At 70.7% G+C, this 25,367-nt stretch carries 26 protein-coding genes; 6 read left to right on the top strand and 20 right to left on the bottom strand.

Going from position 1 to position 25,367, the window contains the following annotated elements; all coding sequences use genetic code 11:
* From NS283_RS05775 to NS283_RS05820, 10 genes are all read right to left on the bottom strand, one after another.
* Positions 1–1,159, bottom strand: a 1,159-nt coding sequence (locus NS283_RS05775) for an MFS transporter (RefSeq protein WP_058595988.1), incomplete at its 3' end; no start/stop codon positions are given.
* A gap of 146 nt (positions 1,160–1,305) precedes the next feature.
* Positions 1,306–2,058 carry an SDR family NAD(P)-dependent oxidoreductase gene (locus tag NS283_RS05780; RefSeq protein WP_058595931.1) on the bottom strand — a complete coding sequence of 251 codons (753 nt, stop codon included), beginning with the start codon at positions 2,056–2,058 and terminating at the stop codon, positions 1,306–1,308.
* Positions 2,055–3,026: a fumarylacetoacetate hydrolase family protein gene (locus tag NS283_RS05785; protein WP_058595932.1), complete on the bottom strand. Its 972-nt coding sequence runs from the start codon at positions 3,024–3,026 to the stop codon at positions 2,055–2,057. Before NS283_RS05785 ends, NS283_RS05780 begins: the two co-directional genes overlap by 4 nt.
* Entirely contained in the window at positions 3,023–4,060 is a 1,038-nt protein-coding gene (locus tag NS283_RS05790) for an amidohydrolase family protein (RefSeq protein WP_058595933.1), read from the bottom strand. The genes NS283_RS05785 and NS283_RS05790 overlap by 4 nt, the downstream gene beginning before the upstream one ends.
* Positions 4,057–5,190 (bottom strand): FAD-dependent monooxygenase, encoded by a 1,134-nt coding sequence (locus NS283_RS05795; RefSeq protein ID WP_058595934.1) that lies wholly within the window; start codon positions 5,188–5,190, stop codon positions 4,057–4,059. Before NS283_RS05795 ends, NS283_RS05790 begins: the two co-directional genes overlap by 4 nt.
* Positions 5,191–5,246: 56 nt before the next feature.
* A complete protein-coding gene (locus NS283_RS05800; protein ID WP_058595935.1) occupies positions 5,247–6,257 on the bottom strand; it encodes a cyclase family protein in 1,011 nt (336 codons plus the stop codon).
* Complete coding sequence (locus NS283_RS05805; RefSeq protein ID WP_058595936.1) at positions 6,236–7,192, bottom strand: fumarylacetoacetate hydrolase family protein; 957 nt, start codon at positions 7,190–7,192, stop codon at positions 6,236–6,238. Before NS283_RS05805 ends, NS283_RS05800 begins: the two co-directional genes overlap by 22 nt.
* A 34-nt stretch (positions 7,193–7,226) precedes the next feature.
* The gene (locus tag NS283_RS05810; protein ID WP_058595937.1) at positions 7,227–8,243 is read right to left on the bottom strand and encodes a VOC family protein; all 1,017 of its coding nucleotides are present in this window, start codon (positions 8,241–8,243) and stop codon (positions 7,227–7,229) included.
* A gap of 253 nt (positions 8,244–8,496) precedes the next feature.
* Positions 8,497–9,225 carry a hypothetical protein gene (locus NS283_RS18610; RefSeq protein ID WP_193752634.1) on the bottom strand — a complete coding sequence of 243 codons (729 nt, stop codon included), beginning with the start codon at positions 9,223–9,225 and terminating at the stop codon, positions 8,497–8,499.
* Positions 9,222–10,343: a Gfo/Idh/MocA family protein gene (locus tag NS283_RS05820; RefSeq protein ID WP_058595939.1), complete on the bottom strand. Its 1,122-nt coding sequence runs from the start codon at positions 10,341–10,343 to the stop codon at positions 9,222–9,224. The genes NS283_RS18610 and NS283_RS05820 overlap by 4 nt, the downstream gene beginning before the upstream one ends.
* Positions 10,344–10,453: 110 nt before the next feature.
* Between NS283_RS05820 and NS283_RS05825 the strand changes: the two genes are divergently transcribed.
* The 6 genes from NS283_RS05825 (at position 10,454) to NS283_RS05850 (ending at position 16,618) form a co-directional block, all read left to right on the top strand.
* Complete coding sequence (locus NS283_RS05825) at positions 10,454–11,722, top strand: ROK family protein (RefSeq protein ID WP_058595940.1); 1,269 nt, start codon at positions 10,454–10,456, stop codon at positions 11,720–11,722.
* Between the two features lie 84 nt (positions 11,723–11,806).
* The gene (locus tag NS283_RS05830; protein WP_058595941.1) at positions 11,807–12,220 is read left to right on the top strand and encodes a hypothetical protein; all 414 of its coding nucleotides are present in this window, start codon (positions 11,807–11,809) and stop codon (positions 12,218–12,220) included.
* Positions 12,217–13,227 (top strand): hypothetical protein, encoded by a 1,011-nt coding sequence (locus tag NS283_RS05835; protein WP_058595942.1) that lies wholly within the window; start codon positions 12,217–12,219, stop codon positions 13,225–13,227. The genes NS283_RS05830 and NS283_RS05835 overlap by 4 nt, the downstream gene beginning before the upstream one ends.
* Entirely contained in the window at positions 13,224–14,183 is a 960-nt protein-coding gene (locus tag NS283_RS05840; RefSeq protein ID WP_058595943.1) for a sugar phosphate isomerase/epimerase family protein, read from the top strand. The genes NS283_RS05835 and NS283_RS05840 overlap by 4 nt, the downstream gene beginning before the upstream one ends.
* On the top strand, positions 14,180–15,169 hold the full coding sequence (locus NS283_RS05845; protein ID WP_058595944.1) for a sugar phosphate isomerase/epimerase family protein: 990 nt from the start codon (positions 14,180–14,182) through the stop codon (positions 15,167–15,169). The genes NS283_RS05840 and NS283_RS05845 overlap by 4 nt, the downstream gene beginning before the upstream one ends.
* A gap of 141 nt (positions 15,170–15,310) precedes the next feature.
* The gene (locus NS283_RS05850) at positions 15,311–16,618 is read left to right on the top strand and encodes a cytochrome P450 (protein WP_058595945.1); all 1,308 of its coding nucleotides are present in this window, start codon (positions 15,311–15,313) and stop codon (positions 16,616–16,618) included.
* 82 nt (positions 16,619–16,700) lie between these two features.
* On the opposite strand, the gene NS283_RS05855 is transcribed toward NS283_RS05850, so the two are convergent.
* The 10 genes from NS283_RS05855 to NS283_RS05900 form a co-directional block, all read right to left on the bottom strand.
* Positions 16,701–17,261, bottom strand: coding sequence for a GNAT family N-acetyltransferase (locus tag NS283_RS05855; RefSeq protein WP_241492197.1), 561 nt, complete (start codon positions 17,259–17,261; stop codon positions 16,701–16,703).
* Positions 17,155–18,141, bottom strand: a complete 987-nt coding sequence (locus tag NS283_RS05860; protein ID WP_058595989.1) for a Gfo/Idh/MocA family protein — start codon at positions 18,139–18,141, stop codon at positions 17,155–17,157. Before NS283_RS05860 ends, NS283_RS05855 begins: the two co-directional genes overlap by 107 nt.
* A 245-nt stretch (positions 18,142–18,386) precedes the next feature.
* Positions 18,387–19,259, bottom strand: coding sequence for a ThuA domain-containing protein (locus NS283_RS05865; RefSeq protein ID WP_058595947.1), 873 nt, complete (start codon positions 19,257–19,259; stop codon positions 18,387–18,389).
* Between the two features lie 3 nt (positions 19,260–19,262).
* Positions 19,263–20,267, bottom strand: coding sequence for a sugar phosphate isomerase/epimerase family protein (locus NS283_RS05870; protein ID WP_058595990.1), 1,005 nt, complete (start codon positions 20,265–20,267; stop codon positions 19,263–19,265).
* 11 nt (positions 20,268–20,278) lie between these two features.
* Entirely contained in the window at positions 20,279–21,439 is a 1,161-nt protein-coding gene (locus NS283_RS05875) for a Gfo/Idh/MocA family protein (protein ID WP_058595991.1), read from the bottom strand.
* 74 nt (positions 21,440–21,513) lie between these two features.
* On the bottom strand, positions 21,514–21,930 hold the full coding sequence (locus NS283_RS05880; protein WP_058595948.1) for a C-glycoside deglycosidase beta subunit domain-containing protein: 417 nt from the start codon (positions 21,928–21,930) through the stop codon (positions 21,514–21,516).
* A gap of 8 nt (positions 21,931–21,938) precedes the next feature.
* The gene (locus NS283_RS05885) at positions 21,939–22,721 is read right to left on the bottom strand and encodes a nuclear transport factor 2 family protein (RefSeq protein ID WP_058595949.1); all 783 of its coding nucleotides are present in this window, start codon (positions 22,719–22,721) and stop codon (positions 21,939–21,941) included.
* 26 nt (positions 22,722–22,747) lie between these two features.
* The gene (locus NS283_RS05890) at positions 22,748–23,782 is read right to left on the bottom strand and encodes a sugar phosphate isomerase/epimerase family protein (RefSeq protein ID WP_058595950.1); all 1,035 of its coding nucleotides are present in this window, start codon (positions 23,780–23,782) and stop codon (positions 22,748–22,750) included.
* Positions 23,783–23,808: 26 nt separating this feature from the next.
* The gene (locus tag NS283_RS05895) at positions 23,809–24,909 is read right to left on the bottom strand and encodes a sugar phosphate isomerase/epimerase family protein (protein WP_058595951.1); all 1,101 of its coding nucleotides are present in this window, start codon (positions 24,907–24,909) and stop codon (positions 23,809–23,811) included.
* Complete coding sequence (locus NS283_RS05900) at positions 24,906–25,313, bottom strand: C-glycoside deglycosidase beta subunit domain-containing protein (RefSeq protein WP_058595952.1); 408 nt, start codon at positions 25,311–25,313, stop codon at positions 24,906–24,908. Before NS283_RS05900 ends, NS283_RS05895 begins: the two co-directional genes overlap by 4 nt.
* Positions 25,314–25,367: the final 54 nt, after the last annotated feature.

The following is a 25,367-nucleotide window of genomic DNA, read 5'->3' on the forward strand; positions in this document are numbered from 1 at the left end:
GGTCGTCGCGCGACGCGGCGCTCTGCACCACGGCGAAGATGAGGTTGGTGAACGCCCCGGTGCCGATGCCGACCGCGGCCATGACCGCCATCGGCACCCACAGCGGCATTCCCACGGGAAGCAGGGCCATCACGGTCAGGCCGAGAGCCGCGAGCGCGGTACCCACGACCGGGTAGAGCCGGTAGCGGCCCGAGCGGCTGACGAGCCACCCGGTCAGCAGGCTGCTGACGAGCATGCCGAGCACGGTCGCGATGGGCACGAGACCCGACACCGTCGCGGTGGTGCGGTACGCCATCTGCACGTACGTCGGCATGTAGGCGACGACCGAGAACAGGCCCGCCCCCACGACGAGCGAGAGTCCGAGACAGACGAGGATCGTCCGGTTGCGCAGGATCCTCGGCGGAAGGATGGGCGCCGCGGCCCGCCGCTCGATCGCGACCAGGGCCAGGATGCCGATACCCGCCCCCACCGCACACGCGATCGCCGCGGGGCGAAGGGTGTCGTCGCCGATCCAGGTCACGGCGAGGATCAGCGCCAGGAGCGACCCCGTGAACACGAGGGAGCCCGGCACGTCGAAACGCGGGTGCGCGCCGCCCGGCAGTCGAGGGACGGCGACGAGCGCGAGCACGAGCGCGACGAGACCGACGGGGATGTTGATCCAGAACACCCACGGCCAGCTCCAGTAGTCGGTGATGAGCCCACCGACCACCGGTCCCACCACGATCGCGACGGGGAAGGCCGCACCGATCACCGCCATGTAGCGGGGCCGCTGGCGCGGGCTCGTCACGCGCGCGACGATCGTCTGCGACATCAGCTGCAGGCCCGCCGATCCGAGTCCCTGCACCACCCGCGCGGCGACGAGCCAGCCGAGGTCGGGCGCGAAGCCGCACGCGAGCGACGCGGCGAGGAACAGCGCGAGCGAGACGACGAAGACCAGGCGCGGCCCGACGACGTCGCCGAGCTTGCCGAGGACCGGGAGCATCACGGTGGCCGCGAGGGTGTAGCCGACCATGATCCAGCTCATGTGCTCGAGCGCGCCGAGGTCGCCGGCGATCGTGGCGAGAGAGGTCGAGACGACGGTGTGGTCGAGGGCGCCGAGGAACGACACCGTGAGAAGGGCCGCGACGAGGATGCGGACGCGAGCGGGAGAGAGAGTCATGCGTGGGGCGCCCGTACGACCGGGCGATCGACGCGACCGTATGTGCCGCTCCGGCTCCCTCACCGGGCGAACGGGCTCGCGGAGCCCCGACGTCCCGTCCATCATACCCGACTTATGTCGATTTTTGACATTAGCCGCGTCGGACATCAGCGGAGAGCGTTCGACAACACCGTCGCCGCGCCCGAGAGCGCCTGTCCCCCGTCGACGCCGATCTCGGCCCCCGTGATGAAGGCCGCGGCATCCGACAAGAGAAAGGCGACGATCCCGGCGACCTCGGAGGACTCGCCCACCCGGTGCAGCGGAATGATCGCCGTGTTCGCGTCGGCGAAAGCGGGCGCCGCCGAGGCCGTCATCGGCGTGCGGATGAAGCCCGGGTGCACGAGATTGACCCGGATGCCACGGGGCCCGAGCTCTGTGACGCACGCGTGCGTGAGCCCCCGGAGCGCCCACTTGCTCGCCGTGTACGCGGCTGTGTAGTGCCCCGTGAGTCCCGCGACCGAGCCGATGTTGACGATCGAGGACCCGGCATCCATCAGGGGCAGCAGAGCCTGGATGCCGAGCATCGCGCCGGTGACGTTCACGGCGAAGACGCGGTCCCAGTCGCCGCGGTCCAGCTCGCCGATGCGCGCGCGGTGGGTGATGCCGGCGTTGTTCACGAGCCCGCGGACCCGGCGCCCCTCAAGAGCGGCGGCGAGCTCAGCCCAGTCCTCCTCACTCGAGACGTCGAGGCGGCGGTAGGTGATGCCCGGTGCGTCGCGCAGGTCCGGGGCGTCATCCGCCACGTCGACCGCGACCACCTCGGCACCCGCGCGGGCGAGGGCGAGCGCTTCCTCGGCACCCTGCCCTCCCGCGGCACCGGTCACGACGAAGAGGTTCCCGGTGAGCCCGGGGGTGGTCATCGCGACCGCGCCCTCGAGCGGACGCGCGCCCGCGGCACGGGCGGGGCGGCGATCCGCTCCCCCACGACGTTGACGATCTCGCCGACCCCCTCGATCGCCAGGCGCACCTCGTCACCGGGTTCGAGCGCTCGCGGGTCGAGACCGCCGCGGCGCCCCCACAGCTCGCCGAGGCACCCGCCGTTGCCGACGGTGCCCGAGCCGAGCACGTCACCCGGAACGACGATCGAGTTGCGCGCGGCGTAGGCGACGAGCTCGGGGAACGGCCAGCCCATGTTCGACACGAGGTCGTGACCGATCAGCTCGCCGTTGATGAAGAGCTCGGCGCGCACCGCGAGGAAGCCGTCGGCGTCGAGGAACGGCTCGAGCTCATCGGCCGTGACGATCCACGGTCCGAGCGTCATCGCGAAGTCCTTGCCCTTCGCGGGCCCGAGGCGCACCTTCATCTCGCGCGACTGCAGGTCGCGGGCCGACCAGTCGTTCATGACGGTGTAGCCGAAGATGTGCCGCGCCGCGGTCTCGGCGTCGACGTTCTCGCCGTCGGAATCGGGGGCTGCCCCGATCACGGCGGCGAGCTCGAGCTCGACGTCGAGACGCTGGGTCTCGGGGATGGCGACGACGTCACCCGTCGCCCGCACGGTGTGCGGGTTGGTGAAGTAGAACGTCGGCGCTTCGTACCACTCGGGCACGACCTCGCTCTTGCCGTCGACCGACGCGCTCACGCCCTCGACGTGCTCTTCGAAGGCGACGAAGTCGCGGATCGACGCCGGCACGAGCGGGGCGAGCAGGCGCACCTCGGTCAGCGGCCGGGCCGCGGCACGGTCCCGGCGTTCGTAGAGCGCCGAGGCCGCGGACAGCCCCTGCGCCAGCACCTCGGCGACCCGGAGCCCGTCCGGGAACGGCACCACGAAGTCGTTGACGACGAAGCCCTCGCCCACATCGGCCCCGTCGGCCCACCGTGCGATCCTCACGCGTGCACCCGGGTGCGCAGCAGCTCCGCGGCGTTTCCGCCCAGGATGCCGGAGGTCTCGGCATCCGAGAGTCCGGCGCCGCGCACGAAGCCGACGGGATCGTCGAGTCCCATGTCGAACGGGAAGTCGCTGCCCAGCAGCACGCGGTCGGGACCCGCCGCCTCGACCAGCCAGCGCAGCGCCCGCTCGTCGTGCACGACCGTGTCGAACCAGAGCTTCGAAAGGTAGGTCGACGGGGCGTGCGCGCAGCCGCGCGCTTCGGGGCGGACGGTCCACGCGCGGTCCGAGCGGCCGATCGCGGTGGGCAGGTATCCCCCGCCGTGCGCCGCGATGAGGCGGAGTCCCGGATGCCGATCCAGCACGCCCGCGAAGATGAGGTGCGACAGCGCGACGGCGTTCTCGGTGGGCTGGCCGACCGTGTTGGAGAGGTAGAAGCGGTCGAGCCGCTCGTCGAGCGAGCAGCCGAAGGGGTGCAGGAACACCACGGCGCGCAGCTCGGCCGCGCGGGCCCAGAAGGGCTCGAGGCGTTCGTCGCTGAGCTCGACGTCCCCGGCGAACGACGAGATCTCGACGCCCGCGAGGCCGCGCCCGAGAACGGCGTCGTCGAGCGCGTCGACGACGAGGTGCGGATGCTGCAGCGGCGCGGTCCCGAGACCGACGAGACGGTCGGGTGCCTGCGCGACGTGGTCGGCGATGAGGCGGTTCGCCTCGGCGGTCGTCCAGGTCGCCAGGCCCTCGTTCGCCCACGGGTAGAAGTGGTTCGGCGAGGGGCTGACCCACTGGCGGTCGACGCCCTGGGCGTCCATCGCCTCCAGGCGCGCGCGCACGTCGGTCAGGCGCGGGAAGCGCTCGCCGATCATGCGTCCCGAGGCCTGCAGGCTCGCGAGGCCGTTGCGCTTCAGCTCGAGGTCGGCCGCGGCCTGCACCTCGTCAGGCACGCGGCGCTCGACCTCGGCGTGGAGCCCGGGCATGAGCAGGTGGGCGTGGACGTCGGTGACCTCGTTGCGGTCGACGCCGTCGGTCGCGAGGCTCATGCGCGGGCCGCCGTCAGCTGCGCGACGCCGAACATCAGGCCGCCCATGTCGGCGTCGCGGACGCCGTCGAGCTGCCACTGACCGAGCTGCACCGAGGCGTCGACGATCGCTTTCGCGCGCGCGACGCGGCGCTCGTGGAACGCGTCCCACAGCGCCTGGTCGACGGCATCCCGCTCCACGAGGAGCTCGCTCAGGACCGCGGCGTCCTCGAGGCCCTGGGCCGCGCCCTGCGCGATCGTGGGAGGGCAGCTGTGCGCGGCGTCGCCGATCACGACGACGCGACCGCGGTTCCACGGCGCCTCGACGAGGTGCTTCGTGAACCACGTGTAGTTCGCGTCGGCACCGGCTTCGATGTCGGCGCGGATGTGGTTCCACGGTCCGTCGTACGCGCGCGACTGCTCGACCATGATGCGCCGCGCCTCCTCGGGCGTCGCCTGGGAGCGGTCCTGCGCCGCCTCGACGAGGAACGCGTACATCGTGTCGTCGCCGGTGGGCGTGTAGCCGGCGATGTACATCGGGCCGCCGTAGTACAGCTCGCTGCGGTCGACGTCGGGCGGCAGCGACACGAAGGTGCGCCAGATGCCCATGCCCGTCTGCTCGGGCGAAACGTGGATGCCGATCATCTCGCGCACGGCCGAGTGCAGGCCGTCGGCGCCGACGAGCAGGTCGAAGGTGCCCGCGGGCTCGCCGTCCACCTCCACCGCGACGCCGTCGTCGGTCTGCGAGACGCCGGTCACCCGCGTGCCGAAGTACACGCGCGCTCCGTGGCGCTCGGCCGCGGCGAGCAGGATCCCCGCCAGATCGGGACGCGACATCCCCATCGTGGAGGGGTAGTCGGGGCCGCCGGTCTTCAGGTCGGGCAGGGCCGCGACGACCGGAGCACCGGGGCCGGGGGCGCGCAAGTTGAGACCCTCGAAGGCCTTTCCGGCGGCGGCGACCTCGTCCCAGACGCCGAGCTCGTCGAAGACGCGCAGCGCGTTGCCCTGCAGGGTGATGCCCGAGCCGCGCGTGGACAGCGCGGGTTGGGCGTCATACAGGTCGACCTCGACGCCGGCCTTGGCGAGGAAGATCGCGGTGGCCAGGCCCGCGACGCCGGCTCCGGCGATCGCGACTTTCTGAACGGCGGTCATGTCAGAACCTCTCTGTTCTGGGACGGGGGTGATCGAAACGGGGACGGGTGAAGCGATTACAGCAGAGCGACGGGGTTCACCGGCGAGCCGACCGCCCCCGTGATCGGCAGCGGCGGAGCCGAGAGGAGGAACTCCCAGCGTCCCGCGGCGGCGCAGGCCGCGGCGAGCGCGTCGAGGTTCCACATCTCGCCGATCGTCAGCCCCAAGTTGGGGATGACGACCTGGTGCAGCGGCTGGAACGCCGGCACGTCGAACTCGTTCGGCCGCACCTCGAAACCCCACGTGTCGGTCGCGATCGCGGCGATCTCGGTGCGGTGCAGCCACCCGGCGGTGGTGAGCGAGAGCCCGGGAGCGGGTCCGCCGGCGTAGTCGCCCCAGCCGTCGCGATGCGCGCGGGTGTAATGGCCGGTGCGGACGAGCACGATGTCACCGCGCCCGATCTCGACGCCCTCGGCCGCGGCACAGGCCTCGAGGTCGGCGACGGTGATCGCGTAGCCGTCGGCGAGCTCTCCCGCCTCGGGGGCGAGGTGCCGTCCGAGATCGAGCAGCACGCCGCGCGACACGATGACGTCGGCCGCGTGCTCGATGCCGGTGACCAGGTCGCCGTCGCTCGTAACGACGTCTCCGGCCCGTCGGCCGTTCCACGCGTAGCCGTGGTCGAAGATGTGACCGAGCCCGTCCCACTGGGTCGAGCACTGCAGGGGCATCGCGATCACGTCGTCGGCGCCGCCGATCCCGTGGGGGAAGCCCTGGTTGCCGCGCTCGGCGTCCGTCCCCGTGTCGGTCATCGTGTGCACCGGGTTGGTCCGCCGACGCCAGCCCTTCTGCGGGCCGTCGGTGTCGAAGCGCTGCGAGAGCGAGATCGAGACGCCGTCGCGCACGAGGGCCGCGGCCGCCCGGCGCTTGTCGGCGTCGATGAAGTTGAGGGTGCCGAGCACGTCGTCCTCGCCCCAGCGTCCCCAGTTGCGGAACGCCTCGGCGCGCGAGGCGATCTCGGCCTCGGGGTTCTGCCGGTCGAGGTCGGCCGGGTTCTCGGAGGGGAGGGTCACGACGCCTCCCCCACGCATCGCACGACCTGCGTCCCGAGCGCCCCGATCGTCCCGGTCATGACGTCCCCGTCGCGCAGGAACCTCTTCCAGTGCTGACCGTTGCCGGCGGGGCTGCCGGTGAGCAGCAGGTCGCCGGGAAGCAGCGGGTGGGTCTGCGATGCCGCCGAGATGAGCGCGGGCACGTCGAACAGGAGGTCGGAGGTGTTGGCATCCTGCATCACCTGTCCGTTCAGCTCGAGGCGCACGTCGGTGTCGGCGGGGTCGACGAACCGCGCGGGCACGAGGAGGGGCCCGGTCGGCAGGAAGCCGGGCGCGTTCTTCGCCCGGTACCAGTCGGTGCCGATCTCTTTCATGTCCTTGCGGAACACGAGGTCGCGCGTCGTGATGTCGTTGACGATCGTGTACCCGGCAACGTGGTCGAGGGCGTCCTCCCGCGAGACGCGGAAGGCCTCCTTGCCGATGACGACGGCGAGCTCGAGCTCCCAGTCGTGCACCTCGCTGTACGAGGGAAGGACGAGCGGCACGTCATCGCCGACGACGCACGCGGTGAGGCCGATGAAGAAGTACGGCTCGCCGCTGCGGGCGCGCTCGTCCATCATGTCGGCGGCGAAAGCGTGCGCCTCCTCGGGCGTGCGGTCGGTGTTCTGCGTCAGGCCCGCGGCCACGAGCTGGATGACGTGCTCGCGGTAGTTGGCACCGGTCTGCAGCACCTGCCGCGGCTCGACGGGCGCCGTGAGGGTGACATCCGAGAGGGGATGCCACTCCCCCGGCGCCTCTTCCCGCCCGGAGGCGAGGGCTTCGAGGCGATCCCAGTCGGGGTCGGCGAGGAAGGTGTTCAGACCTCCACCCAGTTCGTCGGCGGTGAGCGCGCGGATGCGGTCTCCGGCGACGAGGCCGATGCGCACGGCATCCGCCTCACGAAAACGCGCGAGCGCGAAGGGTGCAGTCGTCATGGTGGTGCTCACTTTCCCCGACCGGGATCTCGGCTCAGCCCCGGCCCTGAACGGCGTAGGGGTTGAGCAGCGCGTCCTTGATCTCGTCGGGCACGCCCTCTTCGGTGGCGCTGGGGCCGTCGGCGGGCGGGAACGACTCGGTCATCGACATCGGCATGGCGCCGTTGCGGTACATGTTGTTCGAGCCGAGCGAGGGCTTCCAGGTGTTCGCCTCCCAGTCGGGCACGTAGTTGCGGTAGCCGCCGGTGTTGAGCTCGATGCGCAGCGTCGAGGGCTCGCGGTAGTAGAGGAAGGTCTGCTCGCCGATGCCGTGGATGTTGGGGCCGTACTCGATCGGCACGCCGTTCTCCATGAGGGTGTCGGCGGCGATGAGCAGCTCTTCGCGGGTGTCGACCCAGAAGGCGTAGTGGTTGATGCGGCCGGCGCGGCTCGAGCCGTCGAGGACGACGCCGAGGTCGTGCGACTTCTCGTTCGTCGTCAGGACCGAGAACACGGAGATGGGCGCCTCGTCGAGAACGGTGCGCGCCATGAAGCGGAAGCCGAGCGTGTCGACGTACCACTGCACGAACGAATCGACGTCCTTCGTGGCGACGGTCACGTGGTCGAGCTGGCGGGGAGCGCCGGCGACGGAGCTGCGCTTCTCGGGGCGGTCGGGGAAGATCGAGGCGGTGTGCGGCTCGGCGCGGTGGCGCTCGACGTCCCAGTGCAGGGTCATGTTGTGCCCCTGCGGTCCGGTGAAGCGGAACGCGCGGCCGATGCCCCGGCCCTCGAACCACTCGCCCTCGATGCCGGCGGCCTGCACGCGCTTGGCGGCCTCTTCGAGCGCCTCGGCCGACGAGGTGCGCCAGGCCATGGTCTCCATGCCCGGCTCGTCGCCCTTGACGACGATGACGGAGTACGCGTAGTAGTCGCCCCAGCAGCGGAGGTAGACACGGTCGTCTTCGCGGGCGACCTCGGTCAGCCCCACCTGGTTGACGTAGAAGTCCACCGAGGCCTCGACATCAGGAGTCGTGATCGCGACGAACGACAGATGAGAGAGAAGCTTGATCATCTTCGATCCTTTCGGTGAATCGGGTCGTTCCGACTCTTCTTCCACTATCCGACCGAAGTCGGTATCAGGGAATCCGATTCTGTGGATGCCGGGCATCGGCGTGACTTATTCGCTCGACGCTCGCTTCACGCGTGAACGGACCCCGGGCATCGCTCGTCCCACTTCTGACGGTGCATGTCCCAAAACTGGTTGGCCTGGGAGCCCGCAACCCACCACAAGTGGGACATGCTCCGGTGGAGGGCAGCTCCGCTCGTCAGGAGGGGTGCGAGATGACGGCGTCGTCCGCCGCCAGCTCGGGCAGATCGCTGAGAACGGCGCCCGCGTCGATGGCATCCAGGACCCGGCGGAGCGCGAGACGTTCCGGGGACTCGCGCCGGACGGGCCGGATGCGGCGACCGCCCTCGTCGCCGAACGCCACCTCGGCGAGCGGCGACGCGGTGTCCACGCGCACCTCGAGACGGCGCGGGCCCAGCGCGGTCGCGACGAGCGCGCCTCCCACTCCGCCGCCGATCGCACGGGTCACGCTCGCGCCGACGCCGTCCAGACCGCGCAGGGCCAGAGTTGTGGCCGTGGCGGTATCGGCGCGATCGACGAGGCTCAACGAACCGCCGGCGAGGATCCGCGCCCACCCGACCGCGTCACGGAGGAGGGCCGTGGCATCCGTTCGTCCTCCCCAGGCGTCGATCACGACGTGCCGCGGTACGACGGGCTCGGCACCCGCGTCGGCGACGACGTCGGGCCGCACGCGTCGACGGACGACCGCGACCGGAGAGCCGATCGCGCCGAGCCGCGCGTGCACGTCGGTCGGCGCCGGGTCGGGCTCGTCGACGACGAACGCCGCGGCGTCGACGAGACGCTCCCACCAGGCGCCGCGGCCCTCGACTACCCGGATCGCGTCCACGCCACCGCCGGGCCTCACCCGCGGCGCGAGCTCGGCCACCGCCGCGCGGTACGCGGGGAGGTCGGTCCACACGTCCCTCATCGCACCGACCCCGCCCGCACGGCACCCCGGCGCGCGTCGTCTTCGCGCACGGCCCGGTCCGGCACGGCCCGGTCCCGCACGGCACCGTCCCGCACGGCCTCGGCCGCCCCGTCGGCGATAGCCGTCACGAACGAGGCGTCGGCGCGCAGCTCGTCGTACTCCATCGCGGCCTCGCCGCGCAGCAGCGCCGCGAGCGCCCGCCACTCGACCTCGTAGCCGTCGCGACGGTCGATCGGGTAGACGGTCTGCACGCCCTGCGCGTCGCGCACGGTGGTGCGCGCGCCACCCACGTGGACGAACGGCGGGGGGAACTCGACCTCGACACGAGCACCGGCGGTGGCGACGCTCACCCGCCAGAGCGAGTCGGCCCCCTCGGGCAGCATCACGGTCGTGAACCGCACCAGAGCGCCGTTCGCGCGCAGGGCGAGGTCGAAGCCGATCGGCGGCACGGGCCGCGCCCAGAGCACCTCCGGACCGCCCGGCACGAGGTCGCGAACGAGCGGAAGATCGTGGACGCCGAGCCCCGCGACGAGCTGGCGCACGATCGCGGCGCTCTGCTCGGGGTCGTCGAGGTCGAGCGGCGGGCGCTTCGCGGGCGGCGCCGAGGGAAGCGGCTCGCCCATCGTGAGCGCGTGGTACCGGTCGTTGGGCGAAAGGCACAGCGTGACCGTCACCGAGGAGATGCGCCCCTCGAGGGCGTTCAGGTGGTGCGTCGCCCGCCCCCACGCCGGGTCGAAGAGATGGTTCGTCCCGACGACGAGGAGGGCACCGACCGCCGCGCACTCGGCGACGAGGAGCTCGGCATCCTGAGCCGTATCGGCGAGCGGCTTCTCGCAGAAGATCGCCCGACGACCCGCGGCCAGGCTCGCGCGCACATGTTCCGCATGGAGCGCGGGCGGGCTGCAGATCGCGACGACGTCGACCTCGGGGTCGGCGAGGAGCGCATCGATCCCCGTGGACGCACGAGCACCGAACCGTTCCGCGATCGCCGCGGCCCGCCCGCTCCCGGCATCGCTCACGTGGACGAGGCGGAAGTCACCACCGGTGCGCACGAGGGTCGGCGCGTGCAGCGCCGCGACGCCGGGACCCGACCCGATGATGCCCACGCCCCACGTCATGTCGGCCCCCTCGCCTACTTCGGCATGATTTATGCCGAAGTTGTCACGTCACGAACTATAGATGACGAGATTCGAGCAGGACAGACCCGCTCTTATGTGAAGATCAACCCATGGCCAACGTGTCCACCCTCCGCTTCGGCGCCCAGACCGACGAGGTCACGAGCCTCCTGCGGATCGTCAACATGGTCCGCCTCGGTGAAGCAGTGACGCGCCCCGAGATCGGCCGCGTGACGGGCCTCGGCCGCGGTGTCGTCGCCCAGCGCGTCGACCGCGCCGTCGAGATGGGCTTCCTCGAGGATGCCGAGTACGGCCCCTCCTCCGGCGGCCGCGCGCCCCGAACCCTGCGTTTCCGCGCGGAACGCGGCCGCATCGTCGTGTGCGCGCTCGGCGGTCAGCACATCCACGTCGGCGTGACCGACCTCGACGGCGAGATCCTCGACGAGGCCCATCGCGTGTGGGACATCGCGCGCGGCCCCGAGGAGACCCTGACCACCGCGACCGCGATGGTCGACGAGCTGCTCGCCAAAGGCGACGGCACCCCCGTCTGGGCGATCATCGTGGGCCTCCCGGGCCCCGTCGACTTCGAGACGGGGCGCCCCGTGGCCCCGCCGATCATGCCGGGCTGGAACGGCTTCGACGTCCGCGGCGCCTTCGAGGAGCGCTACGAGGCCCCCGTCTGGGTCGACAACGACGTGAATCTGCTCGCCGCGGGCGAGCGCGCGCGCCGCCGCGACGAGGCGATCGACCTCATCTACTGCAAGGTCGGCACGGGGATCGGCGCCGGGCTCGTCTCTCACGGCCGGCTGCACCGGGGCGCGAACGGCGCCGCGGGCGACATGGGCCACGTGCGCGTTCCCGGCGCCGAGCAGGTCTGCCGGTGCGGCAAGATCGGCTGCCTCGAGGCCGTCGCCGGGGGATGGGCGCTCGTGCGCGACGCCCGCGCGGCGATCGAGGGAGGCGCCACGGGCCCCCTCGCCGACAGTGTGGCCGCGGGCGACGATCTGAGCCTCGAGAGGATCACCCTCGCAGCCAGCAGAGGCGACGCCCTGGCCATCTCGCTCGTCCAGGCCTCGGCCCGGCAGGTCGGCGAGGCCGTCGCCGCCCTGGTCAACATGTTCAACCCGAGCCTCATCGTCATCGGCGGGGCCGTCGCGTCGACGGGCGAGCTGTTCCTCGCCGAGGTGCGCCACCGGGTCTACGAGCTGTCCCTTCCCCTCGCGACCCGGGACCTTCAGATCAAGACGAGCGAGAACGACACGCGGGAGCCCGTCCGCGGCGGCGTGGACCTCGCCTTGGAGCAGCTGTTCGAGGTGAGCCTGCCGCGCTGGTTCGCGGATGGGCGGCCGACCGTCGCGGCGGTGCACGGGACACCCGCCTGACTTCTTCCCTATTTCGACATTAGTCGGTAGGTTGTGAGCGGAAGCGCGCCATCGGGCGCGCTGTGACACGAGGACGTGCCCGCCATGACCCTTTCCGCCCTGCGCGACGATGCGCTGCGCACCGCCGCAGACGGGACGGAGGTGCGTCTCTCGCTGCCGTGGATCCGGTCGCTCCCCGTGGCGAGCCTGATCGACCCGGTCGTCCACCTCGACGGAACGCGGCACGAGCCCTCCGTCGTCCTCGGCACGCGGCGCGTACCCGCCGCAGCGCTCACCGACGAGGGCGGCTGGTGGTACCTGCAGGATCGCGTCGTGCTGGAGATTCCGGATGCCGTGACCCCCGGCATCCACGAGGTGTCGGTGTCGTTCCGGCTCGAGATCCCGTATCTGCCCGCCGGGCCCGACGCCCCGCTGCGCCTGCCGTTCTCCTTCCGCCGTGAGCTCGAGGCGGGAGCCGCTGCCCCGAGCGTCTCGCTCGACGTCGGAGAAGCCGCGTGAGCCTGCCCGAGGGGTGGACCCTCTCCGCCAGCGCCTTCAACCTCACCCCCGAGGTGATCGGGGCCGAGCGCAGCGCCCCCGACCTCGCCCTCACGCTCGTCGAGCGAGGCATCGCCTCGGCCGTCGAGATCGAACTGGGCCAGATGTGGCGCGGATTCCCCGCGCCACCGACGCGCGACGTCGAGGCTTTCCGCGACCGGCTCGCCGCCGAGGGCGGACGCGTCAGCATCGTCGGCGTCAGCATCGACGAGTACGACCGTGGGCGACGACGGACGGATGCCGAGCGCCGGGCATTCCTCGAACCACAGCTGCGCGCAGCCGCCTCGGTGGGAGCCGCCGGAGTCCGCCTGCCGATCGGCCAGGCCGGGGCGATCCTCGACGACCTCGTGCCGCTGCTCGAAGACCTCGACCTCGTGCTCTTCGAGGAGGCGCAGGGCCACGAGACCCCGGCCGCGCGGCCGGCGGACTACGACCGCATCGCCGAGCTCGACACCCCGCACGTGCGCCTCCTGCTCGACATCAGCATGCTCATGCCGGCCCTGCCGGTGACCTACCTCGAGCGGCTCGAGCGCGGCGGCATCCCGGGCGACCTCGTCGGTCGCCTCCGCGAGGAGTGGCGCGACGCGGCGACCCACGACGCGGTCATCGGCCTGCTGCGGTCGGGCGGTGTACCGGGGCCGGTGCACACGCTGTACATGAACTTGCTCGTGCGGTTCGGTCGCGCGCACATCTCGGACCTGGCATCCGTCCTCCCCCTCCTCGGTGCCGTGCACCTGAAGTTCTGGGACCTCGACGACGCCGATCACCGACTTTCCGACCCCCTTCGCGACGTGGGCGCCGCCCTCGCCGCGACGGGCTTCACCGGCACGCTCTGCAGCGAGTGGGGCGGCCAGGAGTGGCTCGACGACGACCCGTGGGAGATGACGTCGCGTCATCTCTCGTTGGCCGCCGGCGCCCTCTCCGACCGTCACCCATCCGCATCCCTTCAGAGAGCGAGCACGCAATGACCGACCGACCCATCAAGTGGAGCTACATGGACCACTGGCGGGCCCAGGGCCCCGCCGGCCCCTACGACCAGTGGCAGTCCAAGCTGGCGATGAAGCGCTTCCTGCAGCAGGTCGCCGCCGTCGGCTTCGACGCGATCGACACCTTCGACTTCCGCATCTGGCAGATTTTCGAGCAGTACGGTTCGGTCGCGAACTACCAGGAGTTCGTGCAGGAGCAGGGCCTCGAGCGCATCGTCAACACGTTCCACGGCGTCTACTACTCCCCCGATCGCTACGCGCCCGAGGTGCCCGCGACCCACGGCACGATCCTCGAGGACTTCCAGCGCACCCTCGACATGTGGTCGGGCATCCAGCTCGACAACATCATCGTCATGCCGGGGTCCCGCTACTTCGACGAGGCGGGAGTGCCCGACGACGGCCTCAAGCACGCGGCCGACATCTGGGGGAAGGTCGGCGAGCTCACGCAGCAGTACGGCGTGAACCTCACCTGCCACCACGAGTTCTACGCCGGCATCCGCACGCGCGATCAGATCGACCGCTTTTACTCGTACGCCGACCCGCGCTACGTGAAGTTCTTCGTCGACACCGCGCAGCACTGCATCGCCGATGTCGACCCCGTAGACGTCTACGAGAAGCACCACGAGCGCGTGACGGGCTTCCACTTCAAGGACACCCGCCACAAGGACGTCAACGACGACTACCGGATGTTCCCGGATGCCGAGGTCTCGGCGAAGACGACCGAGAAGTGGTTCTACGAGATGGGCACCGACGAGGGCCTCGTCGACTTCGAGGCGATGATGCGATCGGTCCGCGACAACGGATACACCGGCTGGATCAGCGTCGAGCACGACAAGGCCGACAAGCTCGGCGGCGACTACGCCGAGAGCACCGCGATCTCGCGCTGGTACGCCAAGAACGTCCTGGACGGCATCTACAACGAGGAGGTCGCGCGATGAGCGACGTGCGCTGGGCCTACGCCATCAACCAGTGGGACACGAACATCGACTCATTCGTGCGCAAGCGCGAGCACGAGCGGGCGTTCAAGACGGCGTCCATCAGCGGCTTCGCGGGGATCGAGCTGACCGCCGAGAGCTTCGGCGCGTGGGAGCCGCTGGGCACGCCCCAGCAGCTCGCCGACCTCTACGGCTCGGTCGAGGAGTTCGGCGAGTTCCTGTCCTCGTGCGCCATCGAGGCCGTGAGCAGCTATGTCTACGACCCCTCCGTCGGCTTCGAGGTCGAGATGGGGCGCGGCCCCGACCCGCTCGACCCGGCGTCGGTCGACCAGATCGTGCGCACCGCACGGTGGTTCGCGGATGCCATCCGCCGCCTCGGCGGGAGCGTGCTCGTCGTGCGCGCCGCGCCGTCGGCGTGGCAGACGGGCGCTCTGTCGGCCGAGCAGATCGAGGTGCTCGCGCACCTGTGGAACACCGTCGGCGAGGCGATCTCCGGCGACGGCGTCGCCCTGGGGCTGCACGTCGACTTCCTCTCGGCGCTGCGCCTCGACGACGGCATCTCGCGGCTGCTCGAGGCGACGGATGCCGCGAAGGTCGGCCTCGCGATCGACACGGCGGAGTACGCGATCGCGGGCATCGACCCGGTCGCGTTCTACCGGCGTCACGCCGACCGCGTCGTGCACGTGCAGCTGAAGGACGCACGCGAGACGGTCGACGACGCCGAGGCGAGCACCCCGCACGCGGAGCAGTTCATCCGCACCGAGGGCGGCGCGCGCAAGATCCTGCGCTGGTTCTACGAGCCGAGCGACGAGCGCGCGCTCGTCGACTTCGAGGCATTCGTCGGTGCCCTGGCAGAGCACGGCTACCGCGGCTGGATCGTCGTGGAGTCCGACCAGAGCCCGCACCCCGCCGAGAGCACGATGGTGGCGGGCTGGTACGTGCAGAAGGTACTGCGCCCGATCCTCGAGGGCGCCCGCGTCCCCGCCTGACGGTTCGGCCACGCGAGGGGTCGGTTTCTGTCGCTTCCCCAGCTCGGAAGCGACAGAAACTGACCCCTCACGCGCTATCACACGGGCCTCGGGTCGCGCCGCCCCCTCGGCGAGCCGGCGCGCGCGTGGAACCGTGGGGGCATGGCATCCCCCCTCGCCCTGCTTCGTGACGACTCGCTCTCGCTCCTGGTCCGCGGCTACGGATTCGGCGCGCACCTGTGGCGACGCGCCGATCGCGGCGCGCGAGCGGTGCCGTTCCGACTCCTCGGGCGAGAAGCGCTGTTCGTCCGCGGCGAGGAAGGGGTGCGGCTCTTCTACGACGAGTCGCTGACCCGCCGGCACGGCGCGATGCCGGCGTTCATCCAGGAGTCGCTGTTCGGCCACGGCTCGGTGCACAGCCTCGACGGTGAGGAGCACCGCCACCGCAAGGCGACGTTCGTCGACGTGCTCTACGACGACGCCGAGGTACAGCGCCTGCTGCCCGAGCTCGAACGGCAGTGGCAGGGCGAGCTCGACGCGTGGGTCGCGGGCGGCGAGCGCTCAGCGTACGACGCCGCGGTGGGAGCCCTGGGCCGCGCGATCATGCGGTGGGCAGGCATCCCCGGCACCGCCACGGCACAGACGCGCTGGGCGAAGCGGCAGGCACAGATCGTCGACGGGTTCGGCGTGCCGTACTCGCCCGAGTTCTTGCTGGCCCTGGCGAACCGTCGGTGGTCGGACCGCCACGCCGCCGAACTCATCGAGGCCGTTCGTACCGGAACCCTCGATCCCGCCGAGGGCACGGCGCTGCACGCCTGGGCGTGGCACCGCGACCGCTCCGGCGAGCTGCTGCCCGCGAAGCGCGCGGGCATCGAACTGCAGAACAGCTTCCGTCCGATGATCGCGGTTTCGCGCTTCGTCGCGTTCGCCGCGAAGGAGCTGCACGACCGTCCCGAGTGGCGCGAGCGCATCGCGGCCGAGACGGCCGAGCGCGGCTCGCTCGTGAGCGGCGAGCTGGCGACGGCGTTCGCGCAGGAGATCCGCCGGACCGCTCCCTTCGTGCCGATGCTCCCCGCGTGGGCCGTGAGCGACGTCGAGCTCGATGGCGAGCGCGTTTCCGCCGGTGGCCGGGTCGTGCTCGACATCCTCGGCACCGACACCAACGCGCGCGAGTGGGAGCGGCCCTCGACGTTCGACCCCGAACGCTTCCGCGGCATCGACGACTACGAGGCGCTGCGCGCCTTCGTCCCCCACGGCGGCGGCGAGGTGCCGACCGGTCACCGCTGCCCGGGCGAGAAGCTCGCGATCGCCGGGCTCGCGGCATCCATCGCCGTCCTCAGCGACCCTCGCCTGCGGATCTCGGGCCACGGCCTGGAGGTGAATCGGCGCCGGATGCCGACCAAGCCGCGCTCCGGTGGGCGCGTGCGCCGCGCGGACACCCCGTCGGGCTGCCCGTTCCACCGCGGCTGACGGTCACGACGGCGGGCTACACGCAGAAACGGCTGAGTGTTCTGGCCTCCTTGCTGCGGTGCGCCGCGGGGCTCGCTGTAGGTCAGCGCGCGGGCCGCACCCACCGCCGCCACTCGGGCTGCGGCGCATATCCGCGAGCCGCCCAGGCGGACGCGCCCCGGTCGTTGCCCTCGAGCACCATCGCGTCGAAGCGTCCGGCGCCGAGCGCGCGAAGACGGGCCTCGGCCGCGTCGAGGAGGACTCGGGCGAGGCCCTGACGGCGGTGATCGGGGTGCACGGCGAGGCGGTAGAGATGCGCGCGCCACCCGTCCCAGCCCGCGATGACGGTGCCGACGATCCGTCCGTCCGAGCGCACGACGAGCACGGCCTCGGGGTCGCGGCGCAGGAGCGCCTCGACCACGGGAGCCGAGTCACTCGGCCGCGCGTCATTCTCGCCCGCGATCGCCCAGAACGCCAGCAGCGCATCGACGTCGGCGAGGGTCGCGGTCTCGACAGCGGGGGAAGGGCTCATCGTCCCGACGATACCGCCGCGCCCGTCAGCGCGGTTGGAGTCCCGCCGCGCGGTAGATCGCGTCGACCACCCGCATCGTCCCCGCGCCGCGGTGGGCGTCGAGGACGCTCGGCGACCCGTCGGCGAGCACATCGCGCAGGTGCTCGAGCTGCCGCGCGTAGCTGTTCTCCCCCGGCTCCGCCGCGACCGAGCGGAGCACCTCCCCGTCGGACGACGTCACGGTGAGCGTCGCTCCCCACTGCGGCACGATCACGCTCGTCGCGAGCAACGACGCGTCACTGCCATCGACGCGCACCCACATGGCGCCCTGATCGTCGCCGAGGAACGAGGCCCGCAGGAGAACCGGGATGCCGCCGGGCAGGCGCAGCTCCGCGTCGGTCTGCAGGTCGACCCGGGGATCCGCGTGATACGTCTGCGCCGTCGCCGTGATCACCTCGGGCTCGCCGAACGCCGCACGGAGGAGATCGACGGCGTAGCAGCCGACGTCCATCACGGCCCCACCCGCGAGGTCGCCATCGAGGCGGATGTTGCCGGGCTGCACGACGAAGTGCGGGATGCTGAAGTCGATCTCGACGAGCTTCACCTCACCGAGCACGCCGGAGCCGATCGTGTCGAGGAGCTCGCGGATGAAGCCGTGCAGGCGGAAGTGGAACCCGACGAACGCGCGTCGGCCCGTGGCCTCCGCGGCATCCGCGATCGCTGCGGCGGTCGTGCCGTTCGCCGACAGGGGCTTCTCGCACAGCACATGCTTGCCGGCGGCGAGCGCGCGATGCGCCCACTCCGCGTGCACGACCGGCGGGAGCGCGAGGTAGACGAGGTCGACCCGCGGGTCGGACAACACCGCGTCGTAGTCGCCCCACGCGGGCAGGTCGAGGCGGTCGGCGAACACCCGGGCCCGCTCGGGATCGCGCGCCCCGATCGCGACCACCTCGACGCCCTCCACCCCGCGCGCGGGCTCGACCATCGCGCGTTCGGCGATACCGCCGGCCCCCAGGATGCCGATTCCGATCACACCCGTCTCCTCACCGTCATAGACGTCTCCGTCATAAACGCGATCCACGCGCATAAACGCGGTGTGCTCGCGTTTCTGTGAGCGAATCGCGTTTATGCGTGTCTCGCCCGGCGCCCGACGCGCGCCGAGCATCGCCGCGAGCAGCACCCGACGCGCCCCGACACGCGCCGCGCGCAGCGGCACCGCCCCGCGCTACGCCCCGACCGGCGCGACGCCCGACGCGCCGCGCACCGCAGCGCCGCGCGTCACCCCTCGCCGTTGTAGTACGGCCAGGGGTTGATGCGGCGGTCGCCGCGGCGGTCCGGGCCCGTCAGCGTCACCTCGCCGGTCGCGGCCCACTCCACGCCGCGCGGGAACATGCGGATGAACTCGATGCGCCGGAACGTGTCGATGTCGTGCCCGATCGTGATCGTGAACGACCGCCCCTTGCCGTACTCGTTGATCCACGCGAGCGGCTGCTCCGTGTTGATGCCCGGCAGGGCGGCGATGCCCTCCGGCGGGATGTCGACGGGGTAGTGCGACATCGGCCACACCGGTGCCTTCTCGTACGCCTCGAGATCGTCGAACGTCGTCAGCAGCACCTGGGCGCCCTCGTACATCTGCACGCCGACGAGGATGTCGTCTCCCGTGACGGTCCACGTCGCGTTGATGCCCTCGGTGATCGGATGCCGGGGCTCGGCCGTGTGCAACTGCGCCTCGCCCCACGGGCGGGGGCGGAGGCCCGTCTCCCACGCGCTGAGCTTGGCTCCGCGCATGACGTTGTACTCCTCGGGGTAGCCCCAGCGATCCTCTTGAGCCGCGGAGCCGTGGAACCAGACGATGCCCTTGCCCTCGTCGTGCACGAACCGGAGGATCGCGGCATCCGTCTCCGCCCCGAACCCGGTGGCCATGTCGTGGTAGCCGTCGCGGCCCTCGAAGATGACGATGAGCACGTCGTACTTGTCGATGACGCTCGCCGGGAGCCCGCGCGGGTCCTCGACGACGCGGACCTTGAAGCGCCCGGTGTCCTCCAGCAGCGTCGTGATCCATTGGTTGTGCAGGCGGAAGCTCCGGTGGGCGTTGTCATGCTCGACGGTCATGTGCCCCGAGAGGATGAGCACGTTCACGACGTCGGTCATGTCTCAGCCCTTCTGCGAGAACGCGGCGTCGAACAGTTGGTGCGGCGGCGTGATCTCGCCGAGCTTGCGAACGAAGGCGAGGGCCTCGGGGCCGCCGACGAGCCGGTCCATGCCGGCGTCCTCCCACTCGACGCTCGTCGGGCCGTCGTAGCCGATCGCGTTCAGCGCGCGGAAGAGCGGCTCCCACGGCACGTCGCCGTGGCCGGTCGAGACGAACGTCCACCCGCGGCGCGGGTTGTCCCACGACAGGTGCGAGCCGAGCACGCCGTTGCGGCCGTCGAGGTTGGTCGTGGACTCCTTGCAGTGCACATGGAGAATGTGCTCCGCGAAATCCAGCACGAACGCGACCGAGTCGAGCTGCTGCCACACGAAGTGCGAGGGGTCGAAGTTGAACCCGAAGCTCTTCCGGTGTCCGATCGCCTCGAGCGTCTTCTTGGCGGTCCAGTAGTCGTACGCGATCTCGGACGGGTGCACCTCGAGCGCGAAGTGCACGCCGACCTCCTCGAAGACATCGAGGATCGGATGCCACCGCTCGGCGAAGTCCGCGTACCCTCGCTCGATCATGGCGTCGGAGGCCGGCGGGAACATCGCGACGTACTTCCAGATGCTCGACCCGGTGAAGCCGGTGACCGTCTTCACGCCGAGCTTCGCGGCGAAGCGCGCCGTGTTCTTGAGGTCCTCGGCGGCACGCCGGCGAACGCCCTCGGCATCCCCGTCCCCCCACACGCGCGGCGGCACGATGTCGTGGTGGCGCTCATCGATGGGGTCGTCGCACACGGCCTGGCCCACGAGGTGGTTGGCGATCGTCCAGACCTTCAGACCGTTGCGCTCGAGGATGTCGAGACGCGACTGCACGTAGTCGGCGTCGTCCCAGCGCGACACGTCGATGTGGTCGCCCCAGCAGGCGATCTCGAGGCCGTCGTAGCCCCACTCGCCGGCGAGGCGCGCGACCTCTTCGAAGGGCAGGTCGGCCCACTGGCCGGTGAACAGGGTGATGGGGCGTGCCATGACGGGGCCTTTCACGAAGCGGGGACGGGGGATGCGACGCCGGTCCACACCGCGTCGGCGGAGGAACTGCGCTCGACCGCGTCGAGCACGCGCTGGACGCGGAGCCCCTCGTCGAATGAGGGGTGCGGGTCGGTGCCGGCGTCGATCGCGCCGACGAGGTCGACGACCTGGTGGCTGAAGCCGTGCTCGTAGCCGAGCATGTGCCCCGCGGGCCACCACGCCGAGACGTACGGATGCTGCGGCTCGGTCACGAGGATTCGCGTGAAGCCCTGCCGCCCGTCGGGGGCGGTGCGGTCGTAGAACCGCAGGCTGTTGAGGTCTTCGAGGTCGAACGCCAAGGCGCCACGGTCCCCCGACACCTCGATCGTGAGGGCGTTCTTGCGCCCGGTCGCGAAGCGGGTCGCCTCGAAGGACGCGAGGGCGCCGTTCGACAGCCGCCCGGTGAAGATCGCGGCGTCGTCGACCGTGACCTCACCGAACCCTTCGCCGGCCGAGCCCGACAGCCCCGACCCGTCGGCCTGCAGCGGCCGCTGCTTCACGATCGTCTCGAGGGTTCCCGTGACGCTCTCGACGCCGAGCCCGGTCACGAACTGCGTCATGTCGATGATGTGCGCGCCGATGTCGCCGAGCGCACCCGAGCCCGCGTGCTCCTTCTGCAGACGCCAGGCGAGCGGCATGTCGGGGTCGACGAGCCAGTCCTGCCGGTACGCCGCGCGCACCTGCTGCACGGTCCCGATCGCCCCCTCGGAGATCATGTCGCGCAGCAGGGTGACGGCCGGGACGCGCCTGTAGGTGAAGCCCACCATCGACCGGATGCCACGCGCCCGCGCCCGCTCAGCCGCCTCGGCCATCGCCTCGGCCTCGGTGACCGTGTTCGCCAGCGGTTTCTCGCACAGCACGTGCTTGCCCGCCTCGAGGGCCGCGATGGCGATCTCGGCGTGCGAGTCGCCGGGCGTGACGATGTCGACGATGTCGATGTCGTCGCGCCCGATGACCTCGCGCCAGTCGGTGGCCGACTCGGCCCAGCCCCACTTCTCGGCGGCGGATGCCACGGCATCCGCGTTCCGTCCGACGACCACGGTCATCTCGACCGCGCGCGGCAGGTCGAACATGCGCGGCGCCTGGCGCCAACCCACGGAATGGGCGGCTCCCATGAAGCCGTAGCCGATCATGGCGACGCGGAGCGGAGTTTTCGGCGGAGTGTCGCCAAGCGGCGCTTCGGGCACGGTGACGCGAGCGGGCGCGGTCATGCCAGCACCAGCTCGCGCTCGACCGGAACCCGGTTCGTGACGTAGCGACCGGGACCGCCGTCGACGCCCGGCATGATCTGCATGTAGAGCAGACGCATCGTCAGCACGACCTCGACGGTGACCTTCTCGCCCGCCGCGGGCGGCGTGTCGAGGTGGATCAGCACATCGGGGCGGTCGGCGACGAACCACAGGGTGTCGGACTGCTCGGGCAGCTCCTCGACGCGGTACTCGCGACCCTCGAGGACGAACCGGAGGTCCTCGGTCGGGACCGCGACACCGTTCACCGAGGCGGCGACCCCGTCGACGGCCGACAGCCAGAGGCTCCGATACCACGGCAGCTGCACCGAGACGGCGAGCCCGTCGTCGGTACGACGGACGTCCTTCTCGGCGAAGAGCGAGTTGTGGGTGGCCACGGGGACTCCTAGGCGAAGGTGTCGACGAAGTGCTCGTGCGCCACCGGCGGCACGGGCTCGAGCTTCTGCGTCGTCTGGGGGCTGTACGGGTGGTTCTTCGAGGGAACCGGCTCGTCAGCGGGCGGCATGAAGACGGGCTTGCCGTCGTCGCCGAAGTACATCAGGTCGAGGTCGAAGGCGCCCTGGTTCTTCAGGCCGAAGCTGACCCAGTTCTCCTCGAAGGGGGCCCGGGCGAGCTCGTAGCAGCGGAACTTCCAGAACTTCCACTCGCCGTCCTGCTTGAGAAAGTCGATCGCGTACTTGCACCACACCCAGTGCGCCCAGACCTTCTTGCCGAGCACCTCGTCGGGCGAGTACATGTCGGGGAACGCCTCGGCGACCTTGGGGTCGGTCAGGCCCGACTCGGTGCCGGCCATGAGCCAGACGCCCTTGGCGGTCTTGCCGTCGGCGGCGACCTCGATCACGGGGGTGTTCGTGGTGTGGAGGATGAGCTTGCCCTCCGGGTGGGGGCGCCCGCGGTGGTAGTCGGTCACGCTCTGCCAGGTCGTGTACTGACCGGCGTTGGTGTATCGCGCGCGGATGCCCTCGGTGCCCTCCTTCACCCACATCGGGATGATCTGCTCGTCCTCGAAGGCGTTGTGCAGGAACATGTAGCGGTTGAACAGGTTCTCGACCTGTCCGCGGTCCTCGGCGCGCTGCGCGAGGGACTGGGCGGCCTCGACCTGCTCGCGCAGGCGCGCGATCTCGGCGATGAGGTCCGAGATGGATGCCTCGGTGGTGGTGTTCGACACGGATACTCCTTCGTGGGTGAGGGTTGTCAGGCCGGCTGGCGCTCGGCGACGGCTTGTTCGATGGCTTTGCGCATGAGCGCGTGCTGCTTCTTGACGAGATCGATGGGGTCGCTCTCGCCGAGGTCGCTGAAGGCGTGGCCCTCCCATTCGCTGGAGAGATAACCCTCGTACCCGCCGATCACGAACTGCTTCACGATGCGCGGGATGTCCATGGCCGACTCCTGGCCGTCCACGCCGATGTCGTAGAACTTCGCGTGCACGTGGAAGATCTGCGGCATGATGTCGAGCCACTCCTCCGGCGGCACGAGACCGTGCATGTTGAAGGCCAGGCGCGTGAACGGCCCGAAGCGCAGCGGGTCGACACCCTCGCCCGAGAGGTAGTCCTCGAACTTCTGGTTGCGCACGTGCATGGGGGTGGGCTCTCGCCAGATCTCGTCCATGACCGGGAAGTGCTTCTCGTCCATGCCCATCTGGCCGAGCGTGCGCAGCAGGGTGGGAGAGAGCGAGTGCATGGTCGACGAGAAGTCGGCGGTGAAGCCGAGCCGGTCGCTCCCGAGCTCGTCATACACCTCGCGGATCTCGAGCACCTTCGGGTCGTTGGGACCCGAGGGCGCGTGGATCTCGTAGCCGAGTCGCTGGTCGTACTTCTCGGCCAGGGGCAGCAGCCGGCGCAGCAGCTCCTTGCCGGCCGAGCGGATGACGACCGTCTTGAAACCGAGCGTGTGCGCCGACTTGAGCTGGCGCGCGAAGAAGTCGTGCTCCTCGTCCGGCGTCATGTCGCGGTCCTTGCGCCGGCCCATGTCGAGGTTCGTGCCGACGGCGCTGGCCTCGAGACCGTACGTCTCGAGCGAGTCGAACCAGAGCTTCGTGAAGTCGGCATCGACGTCGGGGTACGAGCGCAGCAGCTGCGCGAAGTTGAACTCGACGCCCGGGCCGATGCCCTGGTCGTGCACTTCTTTGATGAGGGTCTCGGGGGTGTAGAGCCCCGCGGCGAACTCGCTCGTCATCGAGTAGAGCGTGGTGCCGAGCTTGATGCCTGTTCCGGCGATGCCGTCAGTCATTCGCGTTGTCCTTCCAGGCGCGCGGGTCAGGCCCGCACGGCGTGCGGCAGGTGGGCGTCGAGGGCGCGCCGAGCCTCGGCGGCATCCGTGATCATGCGCGAGCCCGCGGCCTCGGCCGCGGTGCGCTGGATGGCCTGTTCGCCGCGGATGATCTCGAAGGGGCTCTGCCAGTGGTTCCAGTGCCAGCCCTCGTACTCGCTCGACACCGCTCCGCTGTAGCCGTTCTCGACCAACAGGGTGATGAGGTCGGCGACGGGCACCGAGGGCTCGTTCCCGTGCTCGTCGATACCGAAGAACTTGCCGTGCACGTGCTTGATCCACGGCATGATCTCGAGCCAGTCGTCCACGCGCGCCGGCCCGAACAGGCCGGTGCCGTTGATGCCGAAGTCGATGCCGAGGTCGGGGCGACCGTGCTGGTGAGCCAGACCGATGAAGCGGCCGAAGCGCTGCCCGTGGTCGGCCTGATCGGCGGGCGGACCCTGCTCGTAGTACTCGTCCCACAGGGCGACGACGGCCGAGAGAAGCTCCTCCGAGGCCCCGCGCCGGCGGTACGCCTCGATGAGCGAGGGAGCGAAGCCCGTGACGGTGGCGCCCCAGTCCATCGTGAAGCCGAGGAAGGGCGAGCCGACCTTCTCGTAGCGATCGCGCAGCGCGAGGATGCGCGGGTGCGAGGCGTACTGGTCGGCGTGCACCTCGAGCGCGAGCGTGACGCCATACTCCTCGGCGATCGGCGCCAGCGCCTCCATCGAGTCGGGCGTGAGCGAGATCTGCACGCGCGCGATGGGGAAGCCGAGCTTCGCCGCCGCCGCGATCTGCTTGCGCATGTACGCGATGAGCTCGTCCTGGTCCATGAGCTTGTCGGGGCGCAGGCCGATGTCGGCGTTGACCGCGAGCGAGGTACGCACGAGGCCGACCTCGTCGACCAGGTCGGAGAAGCTCGCCGCGAAGCGGTCGTCGATCTCGGGGAAGCCGCGGAAGCTCGAGAAGCCGATGATCTCGAGGCCCGGGCCGAAGCCCTCGGCTGCGGTCTTGCGGATGAGCTGATCGAGGTCGTACTCGCGGCCGTGGAAGGCGCGGGTGAAGCTGTAGAGCGTGACGCCCTGGATGGGCGTGCCGAGCTCGGTCATGCGCGGGCCTCCTCGACCTGGCGGACGGTCATCGTCTTCGTGTCGTGCTCCTCGATGTGGAGCACTTGGTCGTCGGAGATGATGATGTACGGGATGTAGAGCTCGAGGTCGACGCGCACCTCATGCTCTCCGGCATCCACCGCCACCTCTCCCGACAGCACCGCGGAGTCGGTCGGGAACCACCACTGCTCGGTGTTCGTCTTCATGTCGGCGAAGGTGAACTCCTCGCCGTTCATCTCCCAGCGCAGCGAGTCCGCGGGCGCCTCGACCCCGTCGACGGTGAGCTTCGCACCGGAGATGCAGGATGCCGGGAGGGCCCGGTACCAGGGGAGGCGCACCTCGACTGCTGCGCGTCCGTCGCGGGCGCTCAGAGTGCCCTGCTCGATGATGCGATCCGGGATCACCGGGACCTCCTCGTCGGTGCGGCCGAAGCCGCGAACTTCTTTGTTCTGATTTCT

Source organism: Microbacterium testaceum (assembly GCF_001476285.1).
In the GTDB taxonomy this organism is placed as follows: Bacteria; Actinomycetota; Actinomycetes; order Actinomycetales; family Microbacteriaceae; genus Microbacterium; species Microbacterium testaceum_B.

Excerpts from the sequence above, each read along its gene's own strand:
- NS283_RS05780 (WP_058595931.1), bottom strand. The coding sequence starts at position 2,058 with ATGACCACCCCCGGGCTCACCGGGAACCTCTTCGTCGTGACCGGTGCC.
- NS283_RS05790 (WP_058595933.1), bottom strand. The coding sequence starts at position 4,060 with ATGAGCCTCGCGACCGACGGCGTCGACCGCAACGAGGTCACCGACGTC.
- NS283_RS05795 (WP_058595934.1), bottom strand. The coding sequence starts at position 5,190 with ATGACCGCCGTTCAGAAAGTCGCGATCGCCGGAGCCGGCGTCGCGGGC.
- NS283_RS05800 (WP_058595935.1), bottom strand. The coding sequence starts at position 6,257 with ATGCGTGGGGGAGGCGTCGTGACCCTCCCCTCCGAGAACCCGGCCGAC.
- NS283_RS05805 (WP_058595936.1), bottom strand. The coding sequence starts at position 7,192 with ATGACGACTGCACCCTTCGCGCTCGCGCGTTTTCGTGAGGCGGATGCC.
- NS283_RS05810 (WP_058595937.1), bottom strand. The coding sequence starts at position 8,243 with ATGATCAAGCTTCTCTCTCATCTGTCGTTCGTCGCGATCACGACTCCT.
- NS283_RS18610 (WP_193752634.1), bottom strand. The coding sequence starts at position 9,225 with ATGAGGGACGTGTGGACCGACCTCCCCGCGTACCGCGCGGCGGTGGCC.
- NS283_RS05820 (WP_058595939.1), bottom strand. The coding sequence starts at position 10,343 with ATGACGTGGGGCGTGGGCATCATCGGGTCGGGTCCCGGCGTCGCGGCG.
- NS283_RS05825 (WP_058595940.1), top strand. The coding sequence starts at position 10,454 with ATGGCCAACGTGTCCACCCTCCGCTTCGGCGCCCAGACCGACGAGGTC.
- NS283_RS05830 (WP_058595941.1), top strand. The coding sequence starts at position 11,807 with ATGACCCTTTCCGCCCTGCGCGACGATGCGCTGCGCACCGCCGCAGAC.
- NS283_RS05840 (WP_058595943.1), top strand. The coding sequence starts at position 13,224 with ATGACCGACCGACCCATCAAGTGGAGCTACATGGACCACTGGCGGGCC.
- NS283_RS05845 (WP_058595944.1), top strand. The coding sequence starts at position 14,180 with ATGAGCGACGTGCGCTGGGCCTACGCCATCAACCAGTGGGACACGAAC.
- NS283_RS05850 (WP_058595945.1), top strand. The coding sequence starts at position 15,311 with ATGGCATCCCCCCTCGCCCTGCTTCGTGACGACTCGCTCTCGCTCCTG.
- NS283_RS05855 (WP_241492197.1), bottom strand. The coding sequence starts at position 17,261 with ATGTGCTCGCCGACGGGTCGCCGAGCGTCCTCGACGCCCACCGCGGCG.
- NS283_RS05865 (WP_058595947.1), bottom strand. The coding sequence starts at position 19,259 with ATGACCGACGTCGTGAACGTGCTCATCCTCTCGGGGCACATGACCGTC.
- NS283_RS05870 (WP_058595990.1), bottom strand. The coding sequence starts at position 20,267 with ATGGCACGCCCCATCACCCTGTTCACCGGCCAGTGGGCCGACCTGCCC.
- NS283_RS05875 (WP_058595991.1), bottom strand. The coding sequence starts at position 21,439 with ATGATCGGCTACGGCTTCATGGGAGCCGCCCATTCCGTGGGTTGGCGC.
- NS283_RS05890 (WP_058595950.1), bottom strand. The coding sequence starts at position 23,782 with ATGACTGACGGCATCGCCGGAACAGGCATCAAGCTCGGCACCACGCTC.
- NS283_RS05895 (WP_058595951.1), bottom strand. The coding sequence starts at position 24,909 with ATGACCGAGCTCGGCACGCCCATCCAGGGCGTCACGCTCTACAGCTTC.